The organism is Parvibaculum sp. (assembly GCF_019635935.1).
Classification (GTDB): domain Bacteria; phylum Pseudomonadota; class Alphaproteobacteria; order Parvibaculales; family Parvibaculaceae; genus Parvibaculum.
This window is the reverse complement of record NZ_JAHBYN010000001.1, coordinates 475,524-494,768: the sequence shown is the minus strand read 5'-3', so window position 1 is coordinate 494,768 and position 19,245 is coordinate 475,524. Positions and strand designations below refer to the sequence as shown.

The window sequence follows — 19,245 nt, the reverse complement described above, 5'->3', positions numbered from 1 at the left end:
ATCGCATCCGCAATCTGCATCTCGTGAGGTCTGTCGATGGTGAAATTCGGTGTGGGGCAACCGGCGCGGCGCGTCGAGGATTTGCGACTGATCACGGGCGCGGGTCGCTATGCCGACGACATGTCGCTGCCGGGGCAGGCGCATGCCTTCATGGTGCGCAGCCCGCGCGCCCATGCGCGGATCACCGGCATCGACACATCGGATGCGAAGGCTGCGGCGGGCGTGATCGCGGTCTATACGGGCGAGGACGCGGAAAAGGCCGGGCTCGGCACGGTCTATTCGCCGGCCGCCGACATGCTGAAGAACAAGGACGGCACGCCGATCTTCAAGACGGTTCGCAATCTCATCACGCGCGACCGGGTGCGCCATGTCGGCGACACGGTGGCGATGGTCGTGGCCGAGACGGCGGCGCAGGCGCGCGACGCGGCGGAACTGCTGATTGTCGATTACGACGACCTGCCGGCGACGGCGGACACGGCGGGCGCAATTGCGCCGGATGCGCCGGTGATCTGGGAGGAGAACGGCAGCAACCTTGCCTATGACTGGTCGATCGGCAAGGCCGACGAGGTGGCCGAGGCGATGAAGGCGGCGCATCATGTGACGCGCATCAAGCTCGTCAACAACCGAATCGTCGTCGCGGCGATGGAACCGCGCGCGGCGCTCGGCGCCTACGATGCGGAACGCGACCACTACACGCTTTACACGGCGAGCCAGGGCGTGCACGGGATGCGCAACAACATCGCGCTGCATTCGCTGAAAATTCCGGTCGAGAAGTTGCGCGTGATCACCGAGGATGTCGGCGGCGGCTTCGGCATGAAGACTTTCGTCTATCCCGAATATCCGCTGGTGCTGTTCGCCTCGAAGATGCTGGGGCGGCCGGTCAAATGGGTCGGCGACCGCTCCGACAGTTTCGTCACCGACAGCCAGGGACGCGACCATGTGACGGAGGCGGCGCTGGCGCTCGACAAGGACGGGAAGATCCTTGCCGTCGAGGTCGACACGATCGCCAATCTCGGCGCCTATCAGAGCCAGTTCGGGCCGTTCATTCCTTCGCTCGCGCCGCGCGGCATGCATGTCGGCGTCTATGTGGTGCCGGCGATGTATAATCATGTGCGCGCCGTCTACACCAACACCGTGCCGGTGGACGCCTATCGCGGTGCGGGGCGGCCGGAGGCGTCCTATGTCATCGAAAGGTTGATGGAGAAGGCGGCGAAGGAGATCGGGCTCACGCCGGCCGCGTTGCGCAAGCGCAATTTCGTGCCGCAAAGCGCGATGCCGTTCAACGCGCCGCCGTCGCTGCCCTTCGATTCCGGCAATTTCGAATTCAATCTCGACGATGCGATGAAGCGCGCCGATTATGACGGCTTCGAGGCGCGGCGCGCGGCGGCGGCCAAGGACGGCAAGCTGCGCGGCATCGGCATCAGCTATTATGTCGAGCGCACGGCGGCGGGCATGGCCGATTATGCGCGCGTCGCCGTCGATGGCGCGGATGGCATGGTGCATGTGTGGACCGGGCAGCAGACCAACGGGCAGGGCCACGAAACGGTGTGGACGCAGCTCATCTCGTCGCGGCTTGGCGTCGATGCCGAGAAGATCAAGGTGCATCTCGGCGACTCGGACATTCTGCCCGGCGGCGCGGGCACCGGCGGATCGAAGGCGCTCTATCTCGCCAATGGCGCGATGGCGGATGCCTCCGACAAGCTGATCGAGAAGGGGCGCGAGATTGCGGCCAACGAGCTCGAAGCGGCCAAGGCCGACATCGAATATCGCGGCGCCGACGGCCAGCCGGTTTTCGCGGTGGCGGGAACCGACAAGACGATCGATCTCTTCGCCGTAGCGCGCATCGCGGCGACGCAGGCCAATCTCGGTGAACTTGCGGGCAACGGCGAGTACAAGCAGGACAAGAACACGTTTCCGAACGGCGCGCATATCTGCGAAGTCGAGATCGATGCCGATACCGGGCAGTTCCGCATCGTCAAGTTCACGGCGGTCGACGATTTCGGCCAGATCATCAATCCGCTGATCGTGGCGGGGCAGGTGCATGGCGGCATCGTGCAGGGGCTCGGGCAGGCGATGGGCGAACATGCGCTTTACGACGCGGCCGGGCAGCTCGTGACCGGTTCGTTCATGGATTACTGGATGCCGCGCGCCGACGACGTGCCTTCGTTCGATGTCAGCTACAACGAGTTCCCGGCGCTATCGAACGAGCTTGGCGTTAAGGGTGCGGGCGAGGCGGGGACGGTCGGCGCGCCGGCCGCCTTCATCAATGCGGTGATCGATGCGCTGAAGCCCTATGGCATTGAAGAAATCGACATGCCGGTGACGCCTTTGAAGCTCTGGCAGATCATCGAAGGCGGGCGCAAGGCGGCGGAGTAGGCCGGGCGGCTGCATAAAATCTCCACAAAGGCCGTCAGGGTTTATTGACATTTTGTCATTTCGGGGCAACGCTTTCCGCATGATCACGGAGGAAACCGGCTCCGGGACCCGAGAAGCCGCAGAAGCGGCCGTCCTGGAAAATGACGAAGCCGAAATCGCGTCCACCGCCGGGAAGGCGGAGGGCGGCGTGACCGGCGCGGTCCGGCGCAAGCTGGAAAGCCGCCGCAAGCTGATGGCGGCGGCACGCAAGCTCTTCGTCGAGCGCGGCTATCACGAGACGCGGCCTCAGGACATTTCGCGCGAGGCCGGCGTCGGCCACGGCACGTTCTACCTCCATTTCGAAGACAAGCTCGATTGCTTCCTCGCCTTCACCGAGGAGGCGGCCGAGGAACTGGAAGTGTTCCTCGAAGCGCATCTGGCGGGTGCGAATTCGCTCGAGGACGGTATCCGCGAAATCCTGCTGGCGATTTTCGAATATTCCGACGCCAATCCCGGCGTGCTGGCGGCGACGCTGACCGATGTCAGTGTGCTGTCGAAAGGCGACACCGGGCGGAAGATGCCGGCGGATCGCTGGGCGGAAAGCTGGATCAAGGCGCTCGAACACTGGAAGGCGACCGGCGAGGCGCTTGCCGATCTCGACAGCCGACTTGCGGGCTATCTCATCGTCGGCGCGATCAAGCAGGGCGGCGCCTATGGCTTTCGCCAGAAGCTCGACCGCGACACGTTGATCGACGGAATGACCAGGCTTTTCGTTCGTGCACTGAAGAAATAGCGGCCCGCAAAAGAGGCCGAACCGGAGGAAATGAAAGTGGCAAAGCTCTCATATACGCGAGATGAGCTGATGGCCTCGCACGATTATGCGCGGCCGCATGTGGAGGCAGGCTACAAGCTGCATGGCGGATTTCTGGCGGATGGCACTTATGTCTCCCCGCGGGTGCTGCATCGCTGGCCGGCGGTGAAGGCATGGGCGGCGGCGCTGGAAGCGCGCGGCTATCCGCTGATCGATGCGACGGTGCAGCTTCTCAAGCGCGGCAACTATCCCAATATTCCGCAGGAAAAATACCTGCTGCGTCATGGCGTCGGCATTCCGTTCTGGAATTCGCTGACGATTACCGGCGTCATCGAGGCGCGAGGACGGCTGCTTTGCGATCTCGATGCGCCGGATTTCCAGTCGATCATCGAGGACGACATTTCGCAGACCTGCACCGGACACCTGCACAAGGGTTTGCTCTATGCGCATGGCGCCGACGAGGGCGGCGATCCGGCGGCGCCCGAATATGGCGCGCATGACCAGATGTGGTACGCGGCGCGCGACCTCTGCTTCGGCAAGGACCGTTATCCGATGCCGGAAGTGCCGGCAAGCATCGGGAGGCCGGATACGGGCCGGTTGATGCCGCAACTGCCCGCGGGCTTCGAGCAGTTGATCCTGCTGTTGATGAATGTGCTGATGATCGAAGTGCGGGCCGAAAGCTTCTTCGCGTTCTGCTGCGAGATCATGCGCGACCCCGAGGCATTTCCGGACCGCCGGGCGGATGCGCAACTCGCGGCCGAGATGGTCGAACGCATCCGGACCGACGAGGCCATTCATGTCGGCTATCTGCAGACCGCGATTTCCGAGATGCGCAGCTTCACTTTCAAGGGTGTCGACGGTTCGCGCGTCAAGGGCAGCGCGCTGATCGATCCGATCTGGGAAGGAATGGTGCATTGGCATGCGGTGACGCAAGCCGATCTCGGCCGCGAGCAGACGCGCGAGGCGATCCGCAGCGGGTTGGCGCAGGCTCCGGACGGAACGAAGCTCTTTGCCGAATTCGATGCGCTCGACGACATCCGGAAGGCGGCGTGATGAAGGAGCTTGCAGGCAAGACCGCCTTTGTGACGGGCGGCGCGAGCGGCATCGGGCTGTCGATGGCGCGGGCTTTCGGCGCGGCCGGTATGAACGTGATGCTGGGCGACATCAACGAGGACGACCTTGCGGCGGCGGTTGCCGAACTCAAGGAACGGCAGATCAAGGCGGCGGGCGTGCGCTGCGACGTCGCCGAGCGAAAATCGGTGGAGCGCGCGGCGGAGGAAACCGTCGCGACGTTCGGCAAGGTGCATGTCGTCTGCAACAATGCCGGTGTCGGCGCGGGCGGGCCCATCGGCACGCTGAAGCCGGGCGACTGGGACTGGACCATCGCCGTCAATCTGATGGGCGTCGTTTACGGCACCGAAGCTTTTCTGCCGCATATCCGTGCGCATGGCGAGGGCGGGCATTTCGTCAACACCGCGTCTATGGCGGGGATGATTTCGATACCGGGCATGGAGCCTTACACGGCGTCCAAATATGCCGTGGTGGGTATGTCGGAAGGCTGGCATGCGCAATTGGCGCCGGAAAATATCGGCGTGTCGGTCCTCTGTCCGGGTTTCGTCAGGACGCGCATATATGAAAGCTCGCGGGCGCGGCAGGAGCGGTTCGGCCCGCCGCCGGACGAACGCGATGCGGAGCGCGCGGCGTCGACGCGCGATCTCGTGCTGAGCGGCCTCGATCCCGACCGTGTCGGCGCGCGGGTCGTGGAGGCCATTCAGGCGGGTGAGCTCTACATCTTTACGCATCCGGACATGGCGCCGCTTTTTGCCGAGCGGGCGCGCAACATCGAGGCGGCCTTTGCACATGCGGCCGAGAGCCCGGCGCTTGCCGGTTCCGGCTACAAGACGCCCGACAGGATCAAGGTATTCGACTAGAACACAAGAACGGGAGATGCGTCATGCGGTTCGGCATTTTCTACGAGCATCAATTGCCGCGGCCCTGGCATGAGGGCGACGAGCTGAAGCTCTTTCAGGATGCGCTCGATCAGGTGGAGCTCGCGGACAAGATCGGCATCGATCATGCGTGGGAAGTCGAGCATCATTTCCTTGAGGAGTATTCGCACTCGTCCGCGCCGGAAGTTTTTCTCGCGGCCTGCTCGCAACGCACGAAGAATATCCGGCTCGGCCACGGCATCACGCTGATGCCGCCGAACTACAACCATCCGGCGCGTGTGGCGGAGCGCATTGCGACGCTCGACCTTGTGTCGAAGGGGCGCGTCGAATGGGGCACCGGCGAAAGCTCGGCATTGCTCGAACTCGGCGGCTACCGCGTGCCGGTCGAACAGAAGCGTTCGCAATGGCGTGAGGCCGTGGAGCAGTGCGCCAACATGATGGCGATGGATCCCTATCCCGGCTATGAGGGCGAGTTCTTCTCGATGCCGTGCCGCAATGTGGTGCCGAAGCCGGTGCAACGGCCGCACCCGCCGCTCTGGGTCGCCTGCTCCAATCGCGAGACGATCAAACTTGCGGCGCGGCTCGGCATCGGCGCGCTGACATTTGCGTTTGTCGATCCGGCGGAAGCCAAGCAATGGGTCGATGACTATTACCGGATCTTCAAGGAAGAGGCGGTGCCGATCGGTCATGCCTGCAATCCGAATATCGCGATGGTGACGGGTTTCTCGCTGCACAAGGATGCCGAGGAAGCCAAGCGCCGCGGCATGGACGGCTTCCGTTTCTTCGGTTACGCGCTCGGTCATCATTATATTTTCGGCGAGCACAAGCCGGGCCGCACGAATATCTGGGAAGCCTTCGAGAAGGCGCGGCCGCATTTGCCGGAAGAAGGCGGCAATCGCGGCATCGGCACGCCGGAGCAGATGCGCGAACATCTGCGCGGTTTTGCTGAGGCCGGCGTCGATCAGGTGTCGTTCATCCAGCAGGGCGGGCGCAACCGGCATGAGCATATTTGCGAGGCGCTGGAAATGTTCGCGCGCGATGTCATGCCGGAATTCAAGGAGCATGAGGACGAGCGCCAGAAGAAGAAAGCGGAAGAGCTTGCGCCCTATATCGAAAAGGCGATGAAGCGGAAGCAGTATATGAAGGCGCTGGCCGACGACGAGATTCCGAATGTCGTCGCGCTGGGCCGTCAGATCACCGATCAGGCATCGCGGACAAAGGAAGAGGAAGCGGCGCGGAAGCGCTTTTCCGAACAGGGTCAGGTGCCGCTCGAGGATCCGCTGAAGAAGGCGACGAGCGCCGACTGAAGCCAAAGCGCGGCGGGATGGCAAAGGGATTCGCCCTGTCGGGCCGCCATTTTCCGTCTGCGCCGTTTCGTCGCGCGTCACCGGTTGATGTGCGAGGCGCGCAAATCGGGTTCATAATGACCGAAGTCAACTGTAGAGGGAGATGGCGATGAAATATGTCAGCAAACTTGCCGCAATGGCGTTGGCGGCATCGATGCTGCCGGCGGGCATTGCGCTGGCGCAGGCACCGCGCATTACGACAGGGGCCGAGCTTGTGTCGGCCTGCACGATTGCCGCGAGCGCGTCGGCGGAAGCCGACGACCGGATTGCGCGCGCGTCCTGTCATCAGTTTCTGGCCGGTCTTGCTGCCGGCGTCTACGCCTCGGTCGAGGCCGGCGCGCCGATGATCGTGCGCCGCCTCGGGCCGGGTATGGACGAGCAGGTCTGTTTCCGTCTGCCGGAACAGCTGGCCTTCGAAACCTTTGCGCGACAGGTGATCGAATTCGCGCCGGAACACCCGGAGCTTTATGGACGGTCAGCCTTCGAAATGGGCGCGCGTACGCTGGCGACCAATTATCCCTGCCCGGACTAGGCGGCGCGGCTCAGACGTTGCGCAGGTACCAGTCGAAATCGACGTCGGAGATTTCGGCGAAGAAGCGGTCGCATTCGACTTCCTTGATGGTCAGGAAGATGTCGATGAATTTTTTGCCGAGGCGTTCGCGAAGAAATTCGGAGCCGCGCGCGGTTTCGAGCGCCTTCCACCAGTTCATCGGCAGCGTCGCTTCGCGCTTTGAATATCCGTCACCGGTCACCGGTTCGCTCGGCTCGCATTTCTTGTCGATGCCTTCGTCAATACCGGCGATGACGGCCGCAAGCGCAATGTAGGGGTTGGCGTCGGCGCCGCAGACGCGGTGTTCGAGATGACGCGTGGCGGCGGGCCCCGACGTGACGCGCAGCGGCACCGAGCGGTTGTCGATGGCCCATGCGGGCGCGAGCGGCGCATAGGTATTGCGGCGGAAGCGGCGGAAGGAATTCGCATTGGGCGCGAAGATGGCCATGCTTTCCGCCATGGTGGCTTCGAGGCCACCGATGGCGTGGCGCAGCAGCGGCGTCAGCGATGGATCGTCGCCGGCAAAGAGGTTGGGGTTCTTTTCGTCGGCCAGCGAGATGTGCACATGCAGGCCGCTGCCCGACATGCCGGCATAGGGCTTTGCCATGAAGGTGGCGATGTAGCCGTGGCGGTCGGCGATGCCCTTGACGAGACGCTTGTAGAGAATTGCGTCGTCGGCGGCGCGCATCGCGTCGTCGCGATGGGCCAGCACGATTTCGAACTGGCCGGGCGCATATTCCGAAATCAGGGTGCGGGCGGGAAGGCCCATCTTCTTCGCGCCGGCAAAGATGTCGTCGAGAACGGGGGCGAAATCCTCGACATCCTGCATCAGATAGGCCTGCAGGTGCGACGGCGCGAAGCCGTTGGGCGCGGCGGGCGGCCGAGGTTTGCCCGACTGCGCGGCGGCGCGGTCGATCAGATAAAATTCGAGTTCGATGGCAACGACGGGCTTCAGGCCCTTGCTTTCGAGCGAGGCGACCGCGCGGGCCAGCGCGTGGCGCGGATCGGCGGGTGTCGGCGAGCCGTCGCGCTCCCAGGAGGCAAGAATCATTTGCGCGGTCGGCGTGTCGTGCCACGGCGCATGGGTCAGCGTTCCGGCTACGGGGAAGCAGGGGCGGTCGCTGTCGCCTTCCTCCCAGACGAGACCCGTTTCCAGCACGTCGGCGCCCAGCATGTCGAGCGACTGGATCGAGCAGGGAAGCGGCCGGCCATCGCGATAGGCGGTCAGCATTTCCTCCGGGCGCAGGACTTTGCCACGCGCAACGCCCGATGGATCGGTCAGAAAAGCCTGTATCTGCACGATCTCCGGATGGGCCGTGAGAAATTCCGTCGCTTCTTTTTCGTCGGCGCGGGTCATGCCGCGATCTCCTTTTCGCCGCAGAGCAGGCCAAGCGCTTCGTCGAAATTCTGCACCAGCTTGTCGATATCGGCTTGTGTCGTCGAAGGCGCAACGAGGGTCATGTTGTGGAAGGGTGTCACCAGCACATCCCGGTTGAGGAGAAAGAGATGGATGGCGCGTTCGACGGTGTGATCGATTGCGGCGGCCGCTTCGGCGCCGTTGCGGAGCGGGCGGGCGCTGAACACGAGTTCGGCGCGGGCGCCGAGTTGCGTCACCGTCCAGGGCAGTTGGCGTTTTGCGACGGCGTCGCGCAGGCCTTGCGCAAGACGCGATGCGAGCGCTGTCATGTGTGCATAGGCCTCGCCGGTCATCACTTCGGCGAGGCAGGCGCGCATCGCGGCCAGCGCCAGCATGTTGCCGGAGAGCGTGGTGCCGATGCCGGAATAGCCCGGCGTTTTCGTTTCGAGCACGCGGCGCATATCGGCTTCGACCGCCGAGGTGAAACCGAAAACAGCGGCGGGAAGTCCGCCGGCAACCGGCTTTCCTAGCACGAAAAAATCGGGCGCAAGATCGCGCGCGCGGGTGAACCCGCCGAGGCCGGCGGAGATGGTGTGCGTTTCGTCGAGGCAAACAAGTGTGCCGTGACGCTGCGCCGCGGCGAGCAAGCCTTCGATGAAACCGGGTTCGGGCAGGACCATCGCCGTGTTGGTCAGTGCCGGTTCGGTGAGGATCAACGCGATGTCGCCGGCGCCTAGAAGGCGCTCGACCGCTTCGAGATCGTTGAAAGGCGCGGCGATGCTGGTTTGTGCGATGTCGCTCACCTGGCCGAGCAGGCTCGGTTTCATTCTGGTTTCGCCATCTTCGAGCTTCACGAAGGCGTCCTCGACCTGACCGTGATAGCAACCGTCGAAGACCAGCACTTTCGGGCGACCGGTCAGCGCGCGCGCCCAACGCACGACCGCGCGGTTGGCGTCGCTCGCCGTCGCCGTCACCTGCCAGAAGGGAAGGCCGAAGCGGGAAGCGAGCAGTGTGCCGACTTCGGCCGTGATGTCGGAAGGGAGCATGGCAGTCAGACCGCGGCCGGCCTGATCGGCGATCGCGCGGGCGACGGGTGCCGGCGAATGACCGAACATTGCACCGGTGTCGCCGAGGCAGAAATCCGCATAATGGCGGCCGTCAATGTCGGTCACGGTCGAGCCGTTTGCCTGCCGGACAAAAAGCGGGAAGGGCGTTTCCCAGTCGAGCATCCAGTGCAGCGGCACGCCGCCGGGGAAATGCTCACCGGCATTTGCCGCCATCTGCCGGGAGGCCGGGTGCAGCTCGGCAAAACGCTGGCGCTCCACGGCGATCAGCGCCGCGGCACGCGCTTTGACTTCGGCCGGCATGGACATGAGCGGAAACTCCGGATGAGACGGTGCCCCCGGCAGGATTTGAACCCGCGACCCCCTGATTACAAATCAGGTGCTCTACCAACTGAGCTACAAGGGCGACCGTGGCCCGCAAGATAGTGGCGGGGCAGCCTCGCGGCAAGCGGTGCCTCGGCGCATGTGACGGTGTGGCCCGCATCGTTTGCTGGAATTGGACCCTGAAAAGACGTGCGGCGGCGCCCAGTTATGAGCCTCCGGTCATCAGAAGTTCTGGAGGATTTCATGAGGTTGCTGTCGGGTCCGCTCAGCATGTTCGGCGCCAAGGCACAGATCGCCGTCGCCGAAAAAGGAATCGCGTGCGAAATCGAGATGGTGCCCTTCTCGATCAAGGATCGCTATTCGCCGACGCATCCGGATGTTGCGCGGATCAACCCCAAGAAACAGGTTCCCGTGCTGCTGGACGGCGCGGTCGAGATATTCGATTCGACGCAGATATTCGAATATCTCGAAGACAGGTTTCCGGCACCAGCGCTTTGGCCGGCGGCGGCCGAGACGCGCGCCCTTGCGCGATTGATGGAATTGAAGTCCGACGAGGTTTTCTTTCCTTTCTTCGTCGTGCTGTTGCAGACGCTCGGCGATCCACAAAAACCGGAGACGCAGTCGGCGCTGGTGAAGATCGCGGCCTACTATGCGGAAATGGACGCCTTGCTGGCGGATCGCGACTACATCGCCGGCGACTACAGCTACGCCGACATCGCCTTCATGTGCGCCAGCTTCTTCACGGCGTTCATGGGCGGGGCACCGGATCCGGATTTGCGGCATCTTGCGGCATGGCGCAAGCGCATGATGGCGCGGGCGGCCGTGGCGCCGGTTATTCATGCGCTTGCGCGTTACCTGACCGAAAACCGGCTGAAGGCCCCTGCTTTGTGAGAGCGCAGGCAAGAATTCGGGGATTCCGGGCATTTATAGTTAACGCCAGATGAACGGCGGTCTCAGGCCGGGTTCAATCGCTTCGATGCATTCTGGGCATATCGGGGGCGGACAAACGCTCCCTTTGGTGCGTTTCCGCTCCGTGAAAGGAGCGTCAGCGTCATGTGGATGAGACTCAGCCTCTTACTGATTGCCCTGCTTGCCTGGGATATGGCAACGGCAGATGACGGCAATTCGGCGTTCGAGCGAAGCGGACGGGCGCTGATGGCAATCGAGCCGGTGCGCGATCTCGTCGAGTACCTCGAGAGCGGCGATTTTCTGGACGACATGAGGTCGCTGACGTCAATGGCGGCGGCGGAAGGTGCGGCGGTCGTTGCATCGCGCAACATTGCCGAGCAGCAGCGTGCCGAGCGGCGCGTGGCGCGCGAGGAGAGACGCACCGAAGTGCATCTCTCGCAGGAAGACGTCGACGCGATCGCGGAAGCGGTCAAGGACCTTTACGCCGCCGAGCGGGAAAGGCCGGACGAAGAGAAGCCGACATCGCTGGTGCTTCCGGAACCCGACGCGGTCGAACAGTCGATGGCCGAGCTTGGCCCGGACCTGTTGAGCGCCATCGTCGCGGCGTCGCAGGCGACGGGCGCCAACTCGGGTTATCTGCTCCACATCGCGCTGCGCGAGAGCGGCCTGGCGCTGACCGCTCAAGCGCCGACATCATCGGCGACCGGTCCGTTCCAGTTTATCCAGCAGACCTGGTACGAGGTGCTCGGCCGCTACGGACCCAAGCACGGGTTGGAAGCGGAAGCGGCCCTGCTTGCACGGCAGTCCAATGGACGGTTTGCACCGGTTTCGAGCGCGGCGCGGGACGAGGTGCTTGCGCTGCGGACGGATGCGCATATTGCGGCGCTGATGGCCGGCGAACTGACGATGGAAAACAAGGACGCGCTTGGAAAGCTGCTGGGGCGGGCGCCGGCGCATGGCGAACTTTATGCCGCGCATGTTTTCGGTCCGGCGGGCGCTGCACAGCTCATCAAGACGCGCGACACAGCGGCGGCGACGTCGGCCGCATCGCTTATGCCGTCCGCCGCGGCGGCCAACCGCTGGCTGTTCTACACGCCCAACGGCGTTGCGCGCAGCGTGGCGGCATTGTTCGACGAGTTGAGCCGCTTCATGTCGACGCGCGAGGTGGCGCAGGTCTGCAATGCGAACCTGAATTTCTTTGAGAGTTAGGGGCTCTGGCCGACCGGATCGGAATATGCGACAAAGAGTCGGCCGCCGCTTAAGTATGCCCGCTCTCTTTGCTGCAAATGCGGCGAGTGCTGGTATCGGCCCCAGGCGTTCGTTCGCAACTCCGGATTGGCAATGCGTTCAAAACCGATCATCAAGGTTCTCGGCCGAGGGGTGCTTCATGCCAAGGACTTCAACATACTCTCCCGTCAGTTACCAAAGCAGCGGCCCGCGGATTGGCCCGATTTCGTTTACGATCCCGAGGCTCGCATTTACGACTGGCTGGCGGTCTATGATAATTTGCCGCCCTTAGACGGCGAACGAAACTCGATGCGGGTCGAGCGGCTGGCCTGTCCGCCGGAAAACACAATCCTCGTTACGTCTGAACCAAGCTCGATCAAGCGCTATGATCGGGCCTTCATCAACCAATTCGGCCGAGTGATCACGAGCCATGAGCCCGCAGCGCTGGACCATCCGGGCCGTGTGTTCGGCGTGCCCGGATTGCGCTGGTTTTACGGCATGGGTGGGGGGCATGCGCGGACCTACGATGAAATTGTCGCAAATCCGCCGCGAAACAAGAGCGACGAAGTGGGCATGATGTCCTCGACGAAGCAGGACAAGCATACGGCGCATCTCGACAGGTATCGCTTTACGATGGCGTTGGCGCGGCTAATGCCCGAGGCCAATGTCTTCGGGCGCGGGCTGCGAGGTATTGCGGACAAGGCCGATGCCATCGATCCCTACAAGTACCAGATCGTCATTGAGAACCACATTGCCGACGCGCATGTCTCCGAGAAATTGACCGACGCCTTTCTGGGTCTCGCGTTACCTTTCTATTTCGGTGCGCCGGACATCGCGAAATATTTCCCGGCTGACAGCGTGATCCCGATCGATATACGCAACCCGGAGCACGCCGTTGCGATCATCAGATCAGCCATGGCGGCCGGAGAATACGAGAAGCGATTACCTGCCATCGAAGAAGCGCGGCGACGCGTGCTCGATGAATACAATGTGATGACAATGCTCGTGCGCGAAACGCAGCGCGGCATCATTACGCCACCTCCTCGCCCGTCCGGCGTGCTGATGAGCCAGAGGGCGGCGCGGCGCGCCCATCCGCTGCAGTCGGCAGGCGATTTTGGACAGTGGTTTCTGCGTCGTGTCGTAGATCTTCATCAGCGCAGCGCGGAGCGGCGGAGGGCGTCGTCTACAGTGGAATAGCGCGCAGCGTCATCTGCCGCGGCGAAACAATTCGTAGAGCGCGACGGCGGCGGCGTTGGAGACGTTGAGGCTTTTCATGGCGCCGGCGGCCGGCAGGCGGGCCAGCAGGTCGCAATGTTCGCGGGTGAGGCGGCGCAGGCCCGCACCCTCGGCGCCGAGGACCAGCGCCACGCGGGGCGAGAGCTTGAGATCGGGCAGGGAGGCCTCGCCCTCGCCGTCGAGACCGATCACCTCGAAGCCCAATTCCTTCAGTTCATCGATGGCGCGGACCAGATTGGTGACGCGGGCGATGCGGACCTGCTCGAGCCCGCCCGAGGCCGCCTTGGCCAGAGCGCCGCCGAAGGGCGGGCTGTTGCGGTCGGTTGTGATGAGCGCCGTTGCCCCGAAAACGGCGGCGGAGCGGAGAATCGCTCCGAAATTGTGCGGGTCGGTGACCTGATCCAGCACGACGACGCGGTCGGCACCCTCGCAGGCCTCGGCGACATCGCGCTCGGGCAGGGGCGAGGCGCGGAGCACGATACCCTGATGGACCGCGCCCGGGGGCAGCAAGGCCGCTAGGTCTTCGTTTTCCATAATTTCGGGACGGAGATCGAAGGCCGTTGCGGGGTTGACCCCCTGGCGGGTCAGCTCGGCCTCGGCATTGCGGGTCAGACAAAGGCGTTCGGCGGCGCGGGCCGGATTGCGCAAGGCAGCCAAAACTGCATGAAAACCATATAGATAGCTGTCATCGCCCGGCCGGCCACCCTTGCCGCCGCCCTGTCTTGACCCATGTTTAGGCGGGCGGGACCCCTGTTGGGGCGCGCCGGAAGGACGGGAGCGGGAGGGTTGCTTGCGTCTGCTCATGGGGGCGCTTATATTTCGCGTCTCGGGCTCATGCAAACGCCCCCGAACAGTACGCCTTGCCGGACGAAACGGCTGGAGGCGCGCTGCGGGGGTGTTCACGCTTTCGGGACCGGGATTTTAGTTGACACAGCGGCGGCAAACCTGAATAAAGCCGCGCGTGTCCCACGAGGCCGCAAGACCAGTCACATCCGCGAACTTATTGGGATTTCACAACATTTGACATCGGACACGGAGGGGTGCCCGAGTGGCTAAAGGGGACGGACTGTAAATCCGTTGGCTATGCCTACGTTGGTTCGAATCCAACCCCCTCCACCATCCAGCGCAGGCATAAAGACAGGCGAACAGTGCAGGGCCAGTACGGACCCGGTCGGCGGGTGTAGCTCAATGGTAGAGCAACAGCCTTCCAAGCTGATGACGAGGGTTCGATTCCCTTCACCCGCTCCAGTCTCCGTGCTGCCGGCGCGGCGCCCCGCCGAGGCGAAAAGCGGCCGAAGACAGAGGCAAGAGTAAGAAGAGTTCGAGCGCGGCGCGCGCCGATCAAGTCCTAACCGATCAATTGAAGGTAGCTAACGCCCATGGCCAAAGAGAAGTTTGAGCGGAACAAGCCGCACTGCAACATCGGTACGATCGGTCACGTCGATCACGGGAAGACGTCGCTGACGGCAGCGATCACGAAGGTCTTGGCGGAGACGGGCGGGGCGACGTATTCGGCCTATGACCAGATCGACAAGGCGCCGGAAGAGAAGGCGCGCGGGATCACGATCTCGACGGCGCATGTCGAGTATCAGACGGAAGCGCGTCACTACGCGCATGTCGACTGCCCGGGCCATGCGGACTATGTGAAGAACATGATCACGGGCGCGGCGCAGATGGACGGCGCGATCCTGGTGGTTTCGGCGGCCGATGGCCCGATGCCGCAGACGCGCGAGCACATTCTTCTGGCCCGCCAGGTCGGCGTGCCGGCGCTGGTGGTGTTCATGAACAAGGTCGACCAGGTCGACGATCCGGAGCTTCTGGAACTCGTCGAGATGGAGATCCGCGAGCTTCTGTCGAGCTACGACTTCCCGGGCGACGACATTCCGATCGTCAAGGGCTCGGCGCTGGCGGCGCTTGAAGACTCCAACAAGGAGATCGGCCACGACGCGATCCTGGAGCTGATGAAGGCGGTCGACGCCTATATCCCGCAGCCGGAGCGCCCGAAGAACCTGCCGTTCCTGATGCCGATCGAAGACGTGTTCTCGATCTCGGGCCGCGGCACGGTGGTGACGGGCCGCATCGAGCGCGGCGTCGTGAAGGTCGGCGAGGAAATCGAGATCGTGGGCATCAAGCCGACGGTGAAGACGACCTGCACGGGCGTCGAGATGTTCCGCAAGCTGCTGGACCAGGGCGAGGCGGGCGACAATGTGGGCGTCCTGCTGCGCGGCACGAAGCGCGAGGAAGTGGAGCGCGGTCAGGTTCTGTGCGCGCCGGGCTCGATCACGCCGCATACGGAGTTCGAGGCGGAAGCCTATATCCTGACCAAGGAAGAGGGTGGCCGTCACACGCCGTTCTTCACCAATTACCGTCCGCAGTTCTACTTCCGGACGACGGACGTGACGGGCATCGTGACGCTGCCGGAAGGCACCGAGATGGTGATGCCGGGCGACAATGTGAAGATGAACGTGACGCTGATCGCGCCGATCGCGATGGAAGAGAAGCTCCGCTTCGCCATCCGCGAAGGCGGCCGTACGGTTGGAGCTGGCGTCGTCTCGAAAGTGTTGAAGTAAGACTTGCCGCTCACGCGGCGGGGCTTAGGAGTGTAGCTCAACTGGTAGAGCACCGGTCTCCAAAACCGGGGGTTGGGGGTTCGAGCCCCTCCACTCCTGCCAGGCCCCGGCGACGGGGACGGCAGGTTGGAACCGGCGAGATGGCGGTGCCGGATTTCCGGTGAAGCCGAGAGGCAGTTGGTAGGAAAAATGGCAAAGACCAATCCACTCGAGTTTCTTCAGGAAGTGCGGGCGGAGACCAAGAAGGTCACCTGGCCGACGCGCCGCGAGACCATGATCACTACGGTGATGGTGTTCATCATGGTCGCGCTGGCGATGGTGTTTTTCTTTCTGGCCGACACGGCGCTGAGCTACATCGTTTCGCTCGTGCTCGGCATCGGCGGCAATTGAGGATACGAGGCTTCGCGCCTCTTCGGAATTAAATATGGCCAAACGCTGGTACATCGTTCACGCCTATTCGAACTTCGAGAAGAAAGTTGCCGAGTCGCTCAAGGAGCAGGCCGAGCAGCATGGACTCTCGGACCAGTTCGAGGAAATTCTCGTTCCGACCGAGGAAGTGGTCGAGGTGCGGCGCGGGCGGAAGATCAACGCCGAGCGCAAGTTCTTTCCCGGCTATGTGCTGGTGAAGATGGAAATGTCGGACGAGGCTTATCACCTCGTCAAGAATACGCCGAAGGTGACGGGCTTTCTCGGCGCGGACAACAAGCCGCAGCCGATCAGCCAGGGCGAAGTCGACCGCATCCTGCATCAGGTGCAGGAGGGCGTGGAGCGGCCGAAGCCGTCGATCACTTTCGAGATCGGCGAACAGGTTCGCGTCGCGGACGGGCCTTTTGCGTCGTTCAACGGTTTCGTCGAGGAAGTCGACGAAGAGAAGGCACGGCTCAAGGTGGCCGTGTCGATTTTCGGCCGGGCAACACCGGTCGAGCTCGAATATGCGCAGGTGGAGAAGCTCTAAGGGCTTCAACCCGCCTCGCACTCTCGTGGGAGGCATATCGGTCGAGAAAACCGATGTGCTGCTGACCACTAACCCAAAGCGCCGGTGATGTCCGGCAGGGGAAAGACATGGCGAAGAAAATCGAAGGCTATATCAAGCTGCAAGTGCCGGCAGGCGCGGCAAATCCGTCGCCGCCGATCGGCCCCGCGCTCGGTCAGCGCGGCCTCAACATCATGGAGTTCTGCAAGGCGTTCAACGCGGCGACGCAGAAAATGGAACAGGGCATGCCGATCCCGGTCGTCATTACGGCCTATTCGGATCGCTCGTTCACCTTCGCGATGAAGACGCCGCCGGCGTCCTATTTCCTGAAGAAGGCAGCGAAGATCACATCGGGCTCGAAGACGCCTGGACGCGCCAGCGCCGGCACCGTGACACTGAACCAGTGCCGCGAAATCGCCGAAGCGAAGTTCGTCGATCTCAATGCCAACGATCTCGATCAGGCGACAAAGATTATTGCCGGTTCCGCCCGTTCCATGGGCCTTCAGGTGGTGGAGTGAGCGCGATGAGCAGCAAAGCAGGCAAGCGTATTACGAAGGCCCGTGAGGGTGTCGAACACAAGAAGGCCTACGGGCTCGGCGAAGCGGTGAAGCTCGTGAAAGAGCGTGCGACCGCCAAGTTCGACGAGACGATCGAGGTTGCGATCTCGCTCGGCGTCGATCCGCGTCATGCGGACCAGATGGTCCGTGGCGTCGTGGCGCTGCCGAACGGTTCGGGCCGTTCGGTCCGGGTCGCGGTGTTTGCCAAGGGCGACAAGGCGGATGCCGCCAAGGCCGCGGGTGCCGACATTGTCGGTGCCGAAGACCTGGCCGAGATCGTGCAGGGCGGCAAGATCGACTTCGATCGCTGCATCGCCACGCCGGACATGATGCCGCTGGTCGGCCGTCTCGGCAAAGTGCTCGGGCCGCGCGGTCTGATGCCGAACCCCAAGGTCGGCACGGTGACGCCGGACGTCGCCGAAGCGGTGAAAGCCGCGAAGGGCGGTGCGGTCGAGTTTCGCGTCGAGAAGGCGGGCATCGTTCATGCCGGCGTCGGCAAGGCGAGCTTCACCGAGGAACAGATCCTCGGCAATGTGCGCGCGCTGATCGATGCGGTGCAGAAGGCGAAGCCGGCCGGTTCGAAAGGCACTTATATAAAGCGCATTGCGCTGAGCTCGACCATGGGCCCCGGCGTCAAGGTCGAACCGCAAAGCGTGACCGCCTGAGGCGGTAGAAGAGTTTCCGTTCGCGGTCTCATTGCGAGGCTGCGAACGGCAAGTACGGACGAGACGTGTGGTCACTTTGGCGGCGAGCCGGAGTGGCTACGCCTTCGTCCGTTCACCTGTCCGAGACTGCGGGCGCCGAGGTTCATTCGTGAGCCGACGCTTAATCGCCAAAAGAGGGCGGCCGGCAATAGACGGGAGTTTGAACGGTTTCATGGAGCCTCCGGGCTCTCTGGGATCGGTTGGAACCCGGGACGACAGGCAAGTGAGCGCCGTTCGATAGAGGCGCGAGGCTTGACCGCCCCGCGTCCGCTTCGAGCGGCAAACGCCAACGGCGGCGGAGTGACGGGCATCGTGTCCGTACCGAAGTCGCCCCTGAGTGCATGAGGGTTTCATGCGCACGGAGAGAGAAAGTGGACAGAGCTGAAAAGTCAGAGCTCGTGACGGAACTCAACGGCGTGTTTTCGACCGCCGCTGTGGTCGTCGTCGCCCACTACAGCGGTCTCACCGTGAACCAGATGTCCGATCTGCGTTCGCGGATGAACAAGGCCGGCGCTTCGTTCAAGGTAACGAAGAACCGGCTCGCGAAGCTCGCTCTGGACGGCACCCCGATGAAGCAGATCGACGATCTCTTCGCGGGGCCGACGGCGATCGCCTATTCGAACGACCCGGTTGCTGCCCCCAAGGTTGCGATCGAGTTCGCCAAGGACAACCAGAAGCTGGTGATCCTCGGCGGCGCGATGGGCGAGACGGTTCTCGACGCAAAAGCAGTGAAGCAACTTGCCGACCTGCCGTCGCTCGACGAACTGCGCGCGAAGATCGTGGGCATGATCCAGACGCCTGCCACCCGCATCGCGGGTGTGCTGCAGGCGCCTGCCGGCCAACTGGCGCGCGTGCTGAATGCCTATGCCACCAAGAGTGAAGCGGCGTGACCGCTGCGGTGAACCGAAACCAACCGAACCTCAAAGAAAGACACTGAAATGACCGATCTCGCAAAAATCGTTGAAGACCTTTCCAACCTGACCGTCCTCGAGGCGGCCGAGTTGTCGAAGATGCTCGAAGAGAAGTGGGGCGTCTCGGCCGCCGCTCCGGTCGCGGTTGCGGCCGCCGGTGCGGCTCCGGCCGCGGCTGCCGAAGAGCAGACCGAGTTCGAGGTGGTGCTTGCCGCCGCGGGCGAAAAGAAGATCGAGGTGATCAAGGAAGTCCGTGCGATCACGGGCCTCGGCCTCAAGGAAGCCAAGGACCTCGTCGAAGGCGCGCCCAAGACCGTCAAGGAAGGCGCGTCGAAGGACGAGGCCGCCAAGATCAAGGCGCAGCTCGAGAAGGCCGGCGCCAAAGTCGAACTCAAGTAAGTT

Annotated in this window: 19 protein-coding genes and 4 tRNA genes; 19 read left to right on the top strand and 4 right to left on the bottom strand. The window is 63.3% G+C overall.

All coding sequences use genetic code 11. The features are described from left to right. Positions 1-36 precede the first annotated feature (36 nt). From KF719_RS02600 to KF719_RS02575, 6 genes are all read left to right on the top strand, one after another. A complete protein-coding gene (locus tag KF719_RS02600; protein WP_293506830.1) occupies positions 37-2,376 on the top strand; it encodes a xanthine dehydrogenase family protein molybdopterin-binding subunit in 2,340 nt (779 codons plus the stop codon). A gap of 187 nt (positions 2,377-2,563) precedes the next feature. After that, positions 2,564-3,148, top strand: coding sequence for a TetR/AcrR family transcriptional regulator (locus KF719_RS02595; protein WP_293506828.1), 585 nt, complete (start codon positions 2,564-2,566; stop codon positions 3,146-3,148). A gap of 36 nt (positions 3,149-3,184) precedes the next feature. Then, positions 3,185-4,219, top strand: coding sequence for a hypothetical protein (locus KF719_RS02590; protein ID WP_293506826.1), 1,035 nt, complete (start codon positions 3,185-3,187; stop codon positions 4,217-4,219). Beyond that, positions 4,219-5,097, top strand: a complete 879-nt coding sequence (locus tag KF719_RS02585) for an SDR family NAD(P)-dependent oxidoreductase (protein WP_293506825.1) — start codon at positions 4,219-4,221, stop codon at positions 5,095-5,097. The genes KF719_RS02590 and KF719_RS02585 overlap by 1 nt, the downstream gene beginning before the upstream one ends. A 23-nt stretch (positions 5,098-5,120) precedes the next feature. Then, positions 5,121-6,422: an LLM class flavin-dependent oxidoreductase gene (locus KF719_RS02580; RefSeq protein ID WP_293506823.1), complete on the top strand. Its 1,302-nt coding sequence runs from the start codon at positions 5,121-5,123 to the stop codon at positions 6,420-6,422. 148 nt (positions 6,423-6,570) lie between these two features. Beyond that, on the top strand, positions 6,571-6,993 hold the full coding sequence (locus KF719_RS02575) for a Rap1a/Tai family immunity protein (RefSeq protein WP_293506821.1): 423 nt from the start codon (positions 6,571-6,573) through the stop codon (positions 6,991-6,993). A gap of 10 nt (positions 6,994-7,003) precedes the next feature. Here KF719_RS02575 and KF719_RS02570 read toward each other — a convergent pair whose 3' ends face one another. The 3 genes from KF719_RS02570 to KF719_RS02560 form a co-directional block, all read right to left on the bottom strand. Beyond that, a complete protein-coding gene (locus KF719_RS02570; protein ID WP_293506819.1) occupies positions 7,004-8,368 on the bottom strand; it encodes a glutamine synthetase family protein in 1,365 nt (454 codons plus the stop codon). Then, a complete protein-coding gene (locus KF719_RS02565) occupies positions 8,365-9,741 on the bottom strand; it encodes an aspartate aminotransferase family protein (protein ID WP_293506817.1) in 1,377 nt (458 codons plus the stop codon). Before KF719_RS02565 ends, KF719_RS02570 begins: the two co-directional genes overlap by 4 nt. Before the next feature lie 24 nt (positions 9,742-9,765). After that, positions 9,766-9,838: transfer RNA gene (locus tag KF719_RS02560), tRNA-Thr, on the bottom strand. 161 nt (positions 9,839-9,999) lie between these two features. Here KF719_RS02560 and KF719_RS02555 point away from each other — a divergent pair. The 3 genes from KF719_RS02555 (at position 10,000) to KF719_RS02545 (ending at position 13,089) form a co-directional block, all read left to right on the top strand. Then, positions 10,000-10,647: a glutathione S-transferase family protein gene (locus tag KF719_RS02555; RefSeq protein WP_293506816.1), complete on the top strand. Its 648-nt coding sequence runs from the start codon at positions 10,000-10,002 to the stop codon at positions 10,645-10,647. Positions 10,648-10,815: 168 nt separating this feature from the next. Then, positions 10,816-11,874 (top strand): hypothetical protein, encoded by a 1,059-nt coding sequence (locus KF719_RS02550; RefSeq protein WP_293506814.1) that lies wholly within the window; start codon positions 10,816-10,818, stop codon positions 11,872-11,874. 132 nt (positions 11,875-12,006) lie between these two features. Next, entirely contained in the window at positions 12,007-13,089 is a 1,083-nt protein-coding gene (locus tag KF719_RS02545) for a glycosyltransferase (protein WP_293506812.1), read from the top strand. A gap of 9 nt (positions 13,090-13,098) precedes the next feature. Here the strand turns inward: KF719_RS02545 and rlmB are convergent, their stop codons facing one another. After that, positions 13,099-13,932 carry a 23S rRNA (guanosine(2251)-2'-O)-methyltransferase RlmB gene (rlmB, locus tag KF719_RS02540; RefSeq protein ID WP_293506810.1) on the bottom strand — a complete coding sequence of 278 codons (834 nt, stop codon included), beginning with the start codon at positions 13,930-13,932 and terminating at the stop codon, positions 13,099-13,101. A gap of 230 nt (positions 13,933-14,162) precedes the next feature. Here rlmB and KF719_RS02535 point away from each other — a divergent pair. The 10 genes from KF719_RS02535 (at position 14,163) to rplL (ending at position 19,242) form a co-directional block, all read left to right on the top strand. Beyond that, a tRNA-Tyr gene (locus KF719_RS02535) sits at positions 14,163-14,247 on the top strand. Between the two features lie 55 nt (positions 14,248-14,302). Continuing rightward, positions 14,303-14,376: transfer RNA gene (locus KF719_RS02530), tRNA-Gly, on the top strand. A 131-nt stretch (positions 14,377-14,507) separates the two neighbouring features. Further along, the gene (gene tuf, locus KF719_RS02525; RefSeq protein WP_293506787.1) at positions 14,508-15,698 is read left to right on the top strand and encodes an elongation factor Tu; all 1,191 of its coding nucleotides are present in this window, start codon (positions 14,508-14,510) and stop codon (positions 15,696-15,698) included. A gap of 26 nt (positions 15,699-15,724) precedes the next feature. After that, a tRNA-Trp gene (locus tag KF719_RS02520) sits at positions 15,725-15,800 on the top strand. 87 nt (positions 15,801-15,887) lie between these two features. Further along, positions 15,888-16,088: a preprotein translocase subunit SecE gene (secE, locus tag KF719_RS02515; protein ID WP_293506809.1), complete on the top strand. Its 201-nt coding sequence runs from the start codon at positions 15,888-15,890 to the stop codon at positions 16,086-16,088. A gap of 34 nt (positions 16,089-16,122) precedes the next feature. Then, a complete protein-coding gene (nusG, locus tag KF719_RS02510; protein WP_293506807.1) occupies positions 16,123-16,653 on the top strand; it encodes a transcription termination/antitermination protein NusG in 531 nt (176 codons plus the stop codon). A 107-nt stretch (positions 16,654-16,760) separates the two neighbouring features. Continuing rightward, positions 16,761-17,189 carry a 50S ribosomal protein L11 gene (gene rplK / locus KF719_RS02505; protein WP_293506805.1) on the top strand — a complete coding sequence of 143 codons (429 nt, stop codon included), beginning with the start codon at positions 16,761-16,763 and terminating at the stop codon, positions 17,187-17,189. Positions 17,190-17,194: 5 nt separating this feature from the next. Beyond that, positions 17,195-17,893 carry a 50S ribosomal protein L1 gene (gene rplA, locus KF719_RS02500; protein WP_293506803.1) on the top strand — a complete coding sequence of 233 codons (699 nt, stop codon included), beginning with the start codon at positions 17,195-17,197 and terminating at the stop codon, positions 17,891-17,893. 410 nt (positions 17,894-18,303) lie between these two features. Continuing rightward, positions 18,304-18,822, top strand: coding sequence for a 50S ribosomal protein L10 (gene rplJ, locus KF719_RS02495; RefSeq protein ID WP_293506801.1), 519 nt, complete (start codon positions 18,304-18,306; stop codon positions 18,820-18,822). 48 nt (positions 18,823-18,870) lie between these two features. Next, complete coding sequence (rplL, locus tag KF719_RS02490; RefSeq protein WP_293506799.1) at positions 18,871-19,242, top strand: 50S ribosomal protein L7/L12; 372 nt, start codon at positions 18,871-18,873, stop codon at positions 19,240-19,242. Positions 19,243-19,245 lie beyond the last annotated feature (3 nt).

Coding starts and splice junctions, on each gene's coding strand:
- KF719_RS02545 (WP_293506812.1), top strand. CDS start 12,007: ATGCGTTCAAAACCGATCATCAAGGTTCTCGGCCGAGGGGTGCTTCAT.
- KF719_RS02575 (WP_293506821.1), top strand. CDS start 6,571: ATGAAATATGTCAGCAAACTTGCCGCAATGGCGTTGGCGGCATCGATG.
- KF719_RS02580 (WP_293506823.1), top strand. CDS start 5,121: ATGCGGTTCGGCATTTTCTACGAGCATCAATTGCCGCGGCCCTGGCAT.
- rlmB (WP_293506810.1), bottom strand. CDS start 13,932: ATGAGCAGACGCAAGCAACCCTCCCGCTCCCGTCCTTCCGGCGCGCCC.
- secE (WP_293506809.1), top strand. CDS start 15,888: ATGGCAAAGACCAATCCACTCGAGTTTCTTCAGGAAGTGCGGGCGGAG.
- nusG (WP_293506807.1), top strand. CDS start 16,123: ATGGCCAAACGCTGGTACATCGTTCACGCCTATTCGAACTTCGAGAAG.
- tuf (WP_293506787.1), top strand. CDS start 14,508: ATGGCCAAAGAGAAGTTTGAGCGGAACAAGCCGCACTGCAACATCGGT.
- rplK (WP_293506805.1), top strand. CDS start 16,761: ATGGCGAAGAAAATCGAAGGCTATATCAAGCTGCAAGTGCCGGCAGGC.
- KF719_RS02565 (WP_293506817.1), bottom strand. CDS start 9,741: ATGTCCATGCCGGCCGAAGTCAAAGCGCGTGCCGCGGCGCTGATCGCC.
- rplA (WP_293506803.1), top strand. CDS start 17,195: ATGAGCAGCAAAGCAGGCAAGCGTATTACGAAGGCCCGTGAGGGTGTC.
- KF719_RS02585 (WP_293506825.1), top strand. CDS start 4,219: ATGAAGGAGCTTGCAGGCAAGACCGCCTTTGTGACGGGCGGCGCGAGC.
- rplL (WP_293506799.1), top strand. CDS start 18,871: ATGACCGATCTCGCAAAAATCGTTGAAGACCTTTCCAACCTGACCGTC.
- KF719_RS02570 (WP_293506819.1), bottom strand. CDS start 8,368: ATGACCCGCGCCGACGAAAAAGAAGCGACGGAATTTCTCACGGCCCAT.
- KF719_RS02555 (WP_293506816.1), top strand. CDS start 10,000: ATGAGGTTGCTGTCGGGTCCGCTCAGCATGTTCGGCGCCAAGGCACAG.
- KF719_RS02550 (WP_293506814.1), top strand. CDS start 10,816: ATGAGACTCAGCCTCTTACTGATTGCCCTGCTTGCCTGGGATATGGCA.
- KF719_RS02600 (WP_293506830.1), top strand. CDS start 37: ATGGTGAAATTCGGTGTGGGGCAACCGGCGCGGCGCGTCGAGGATTTG.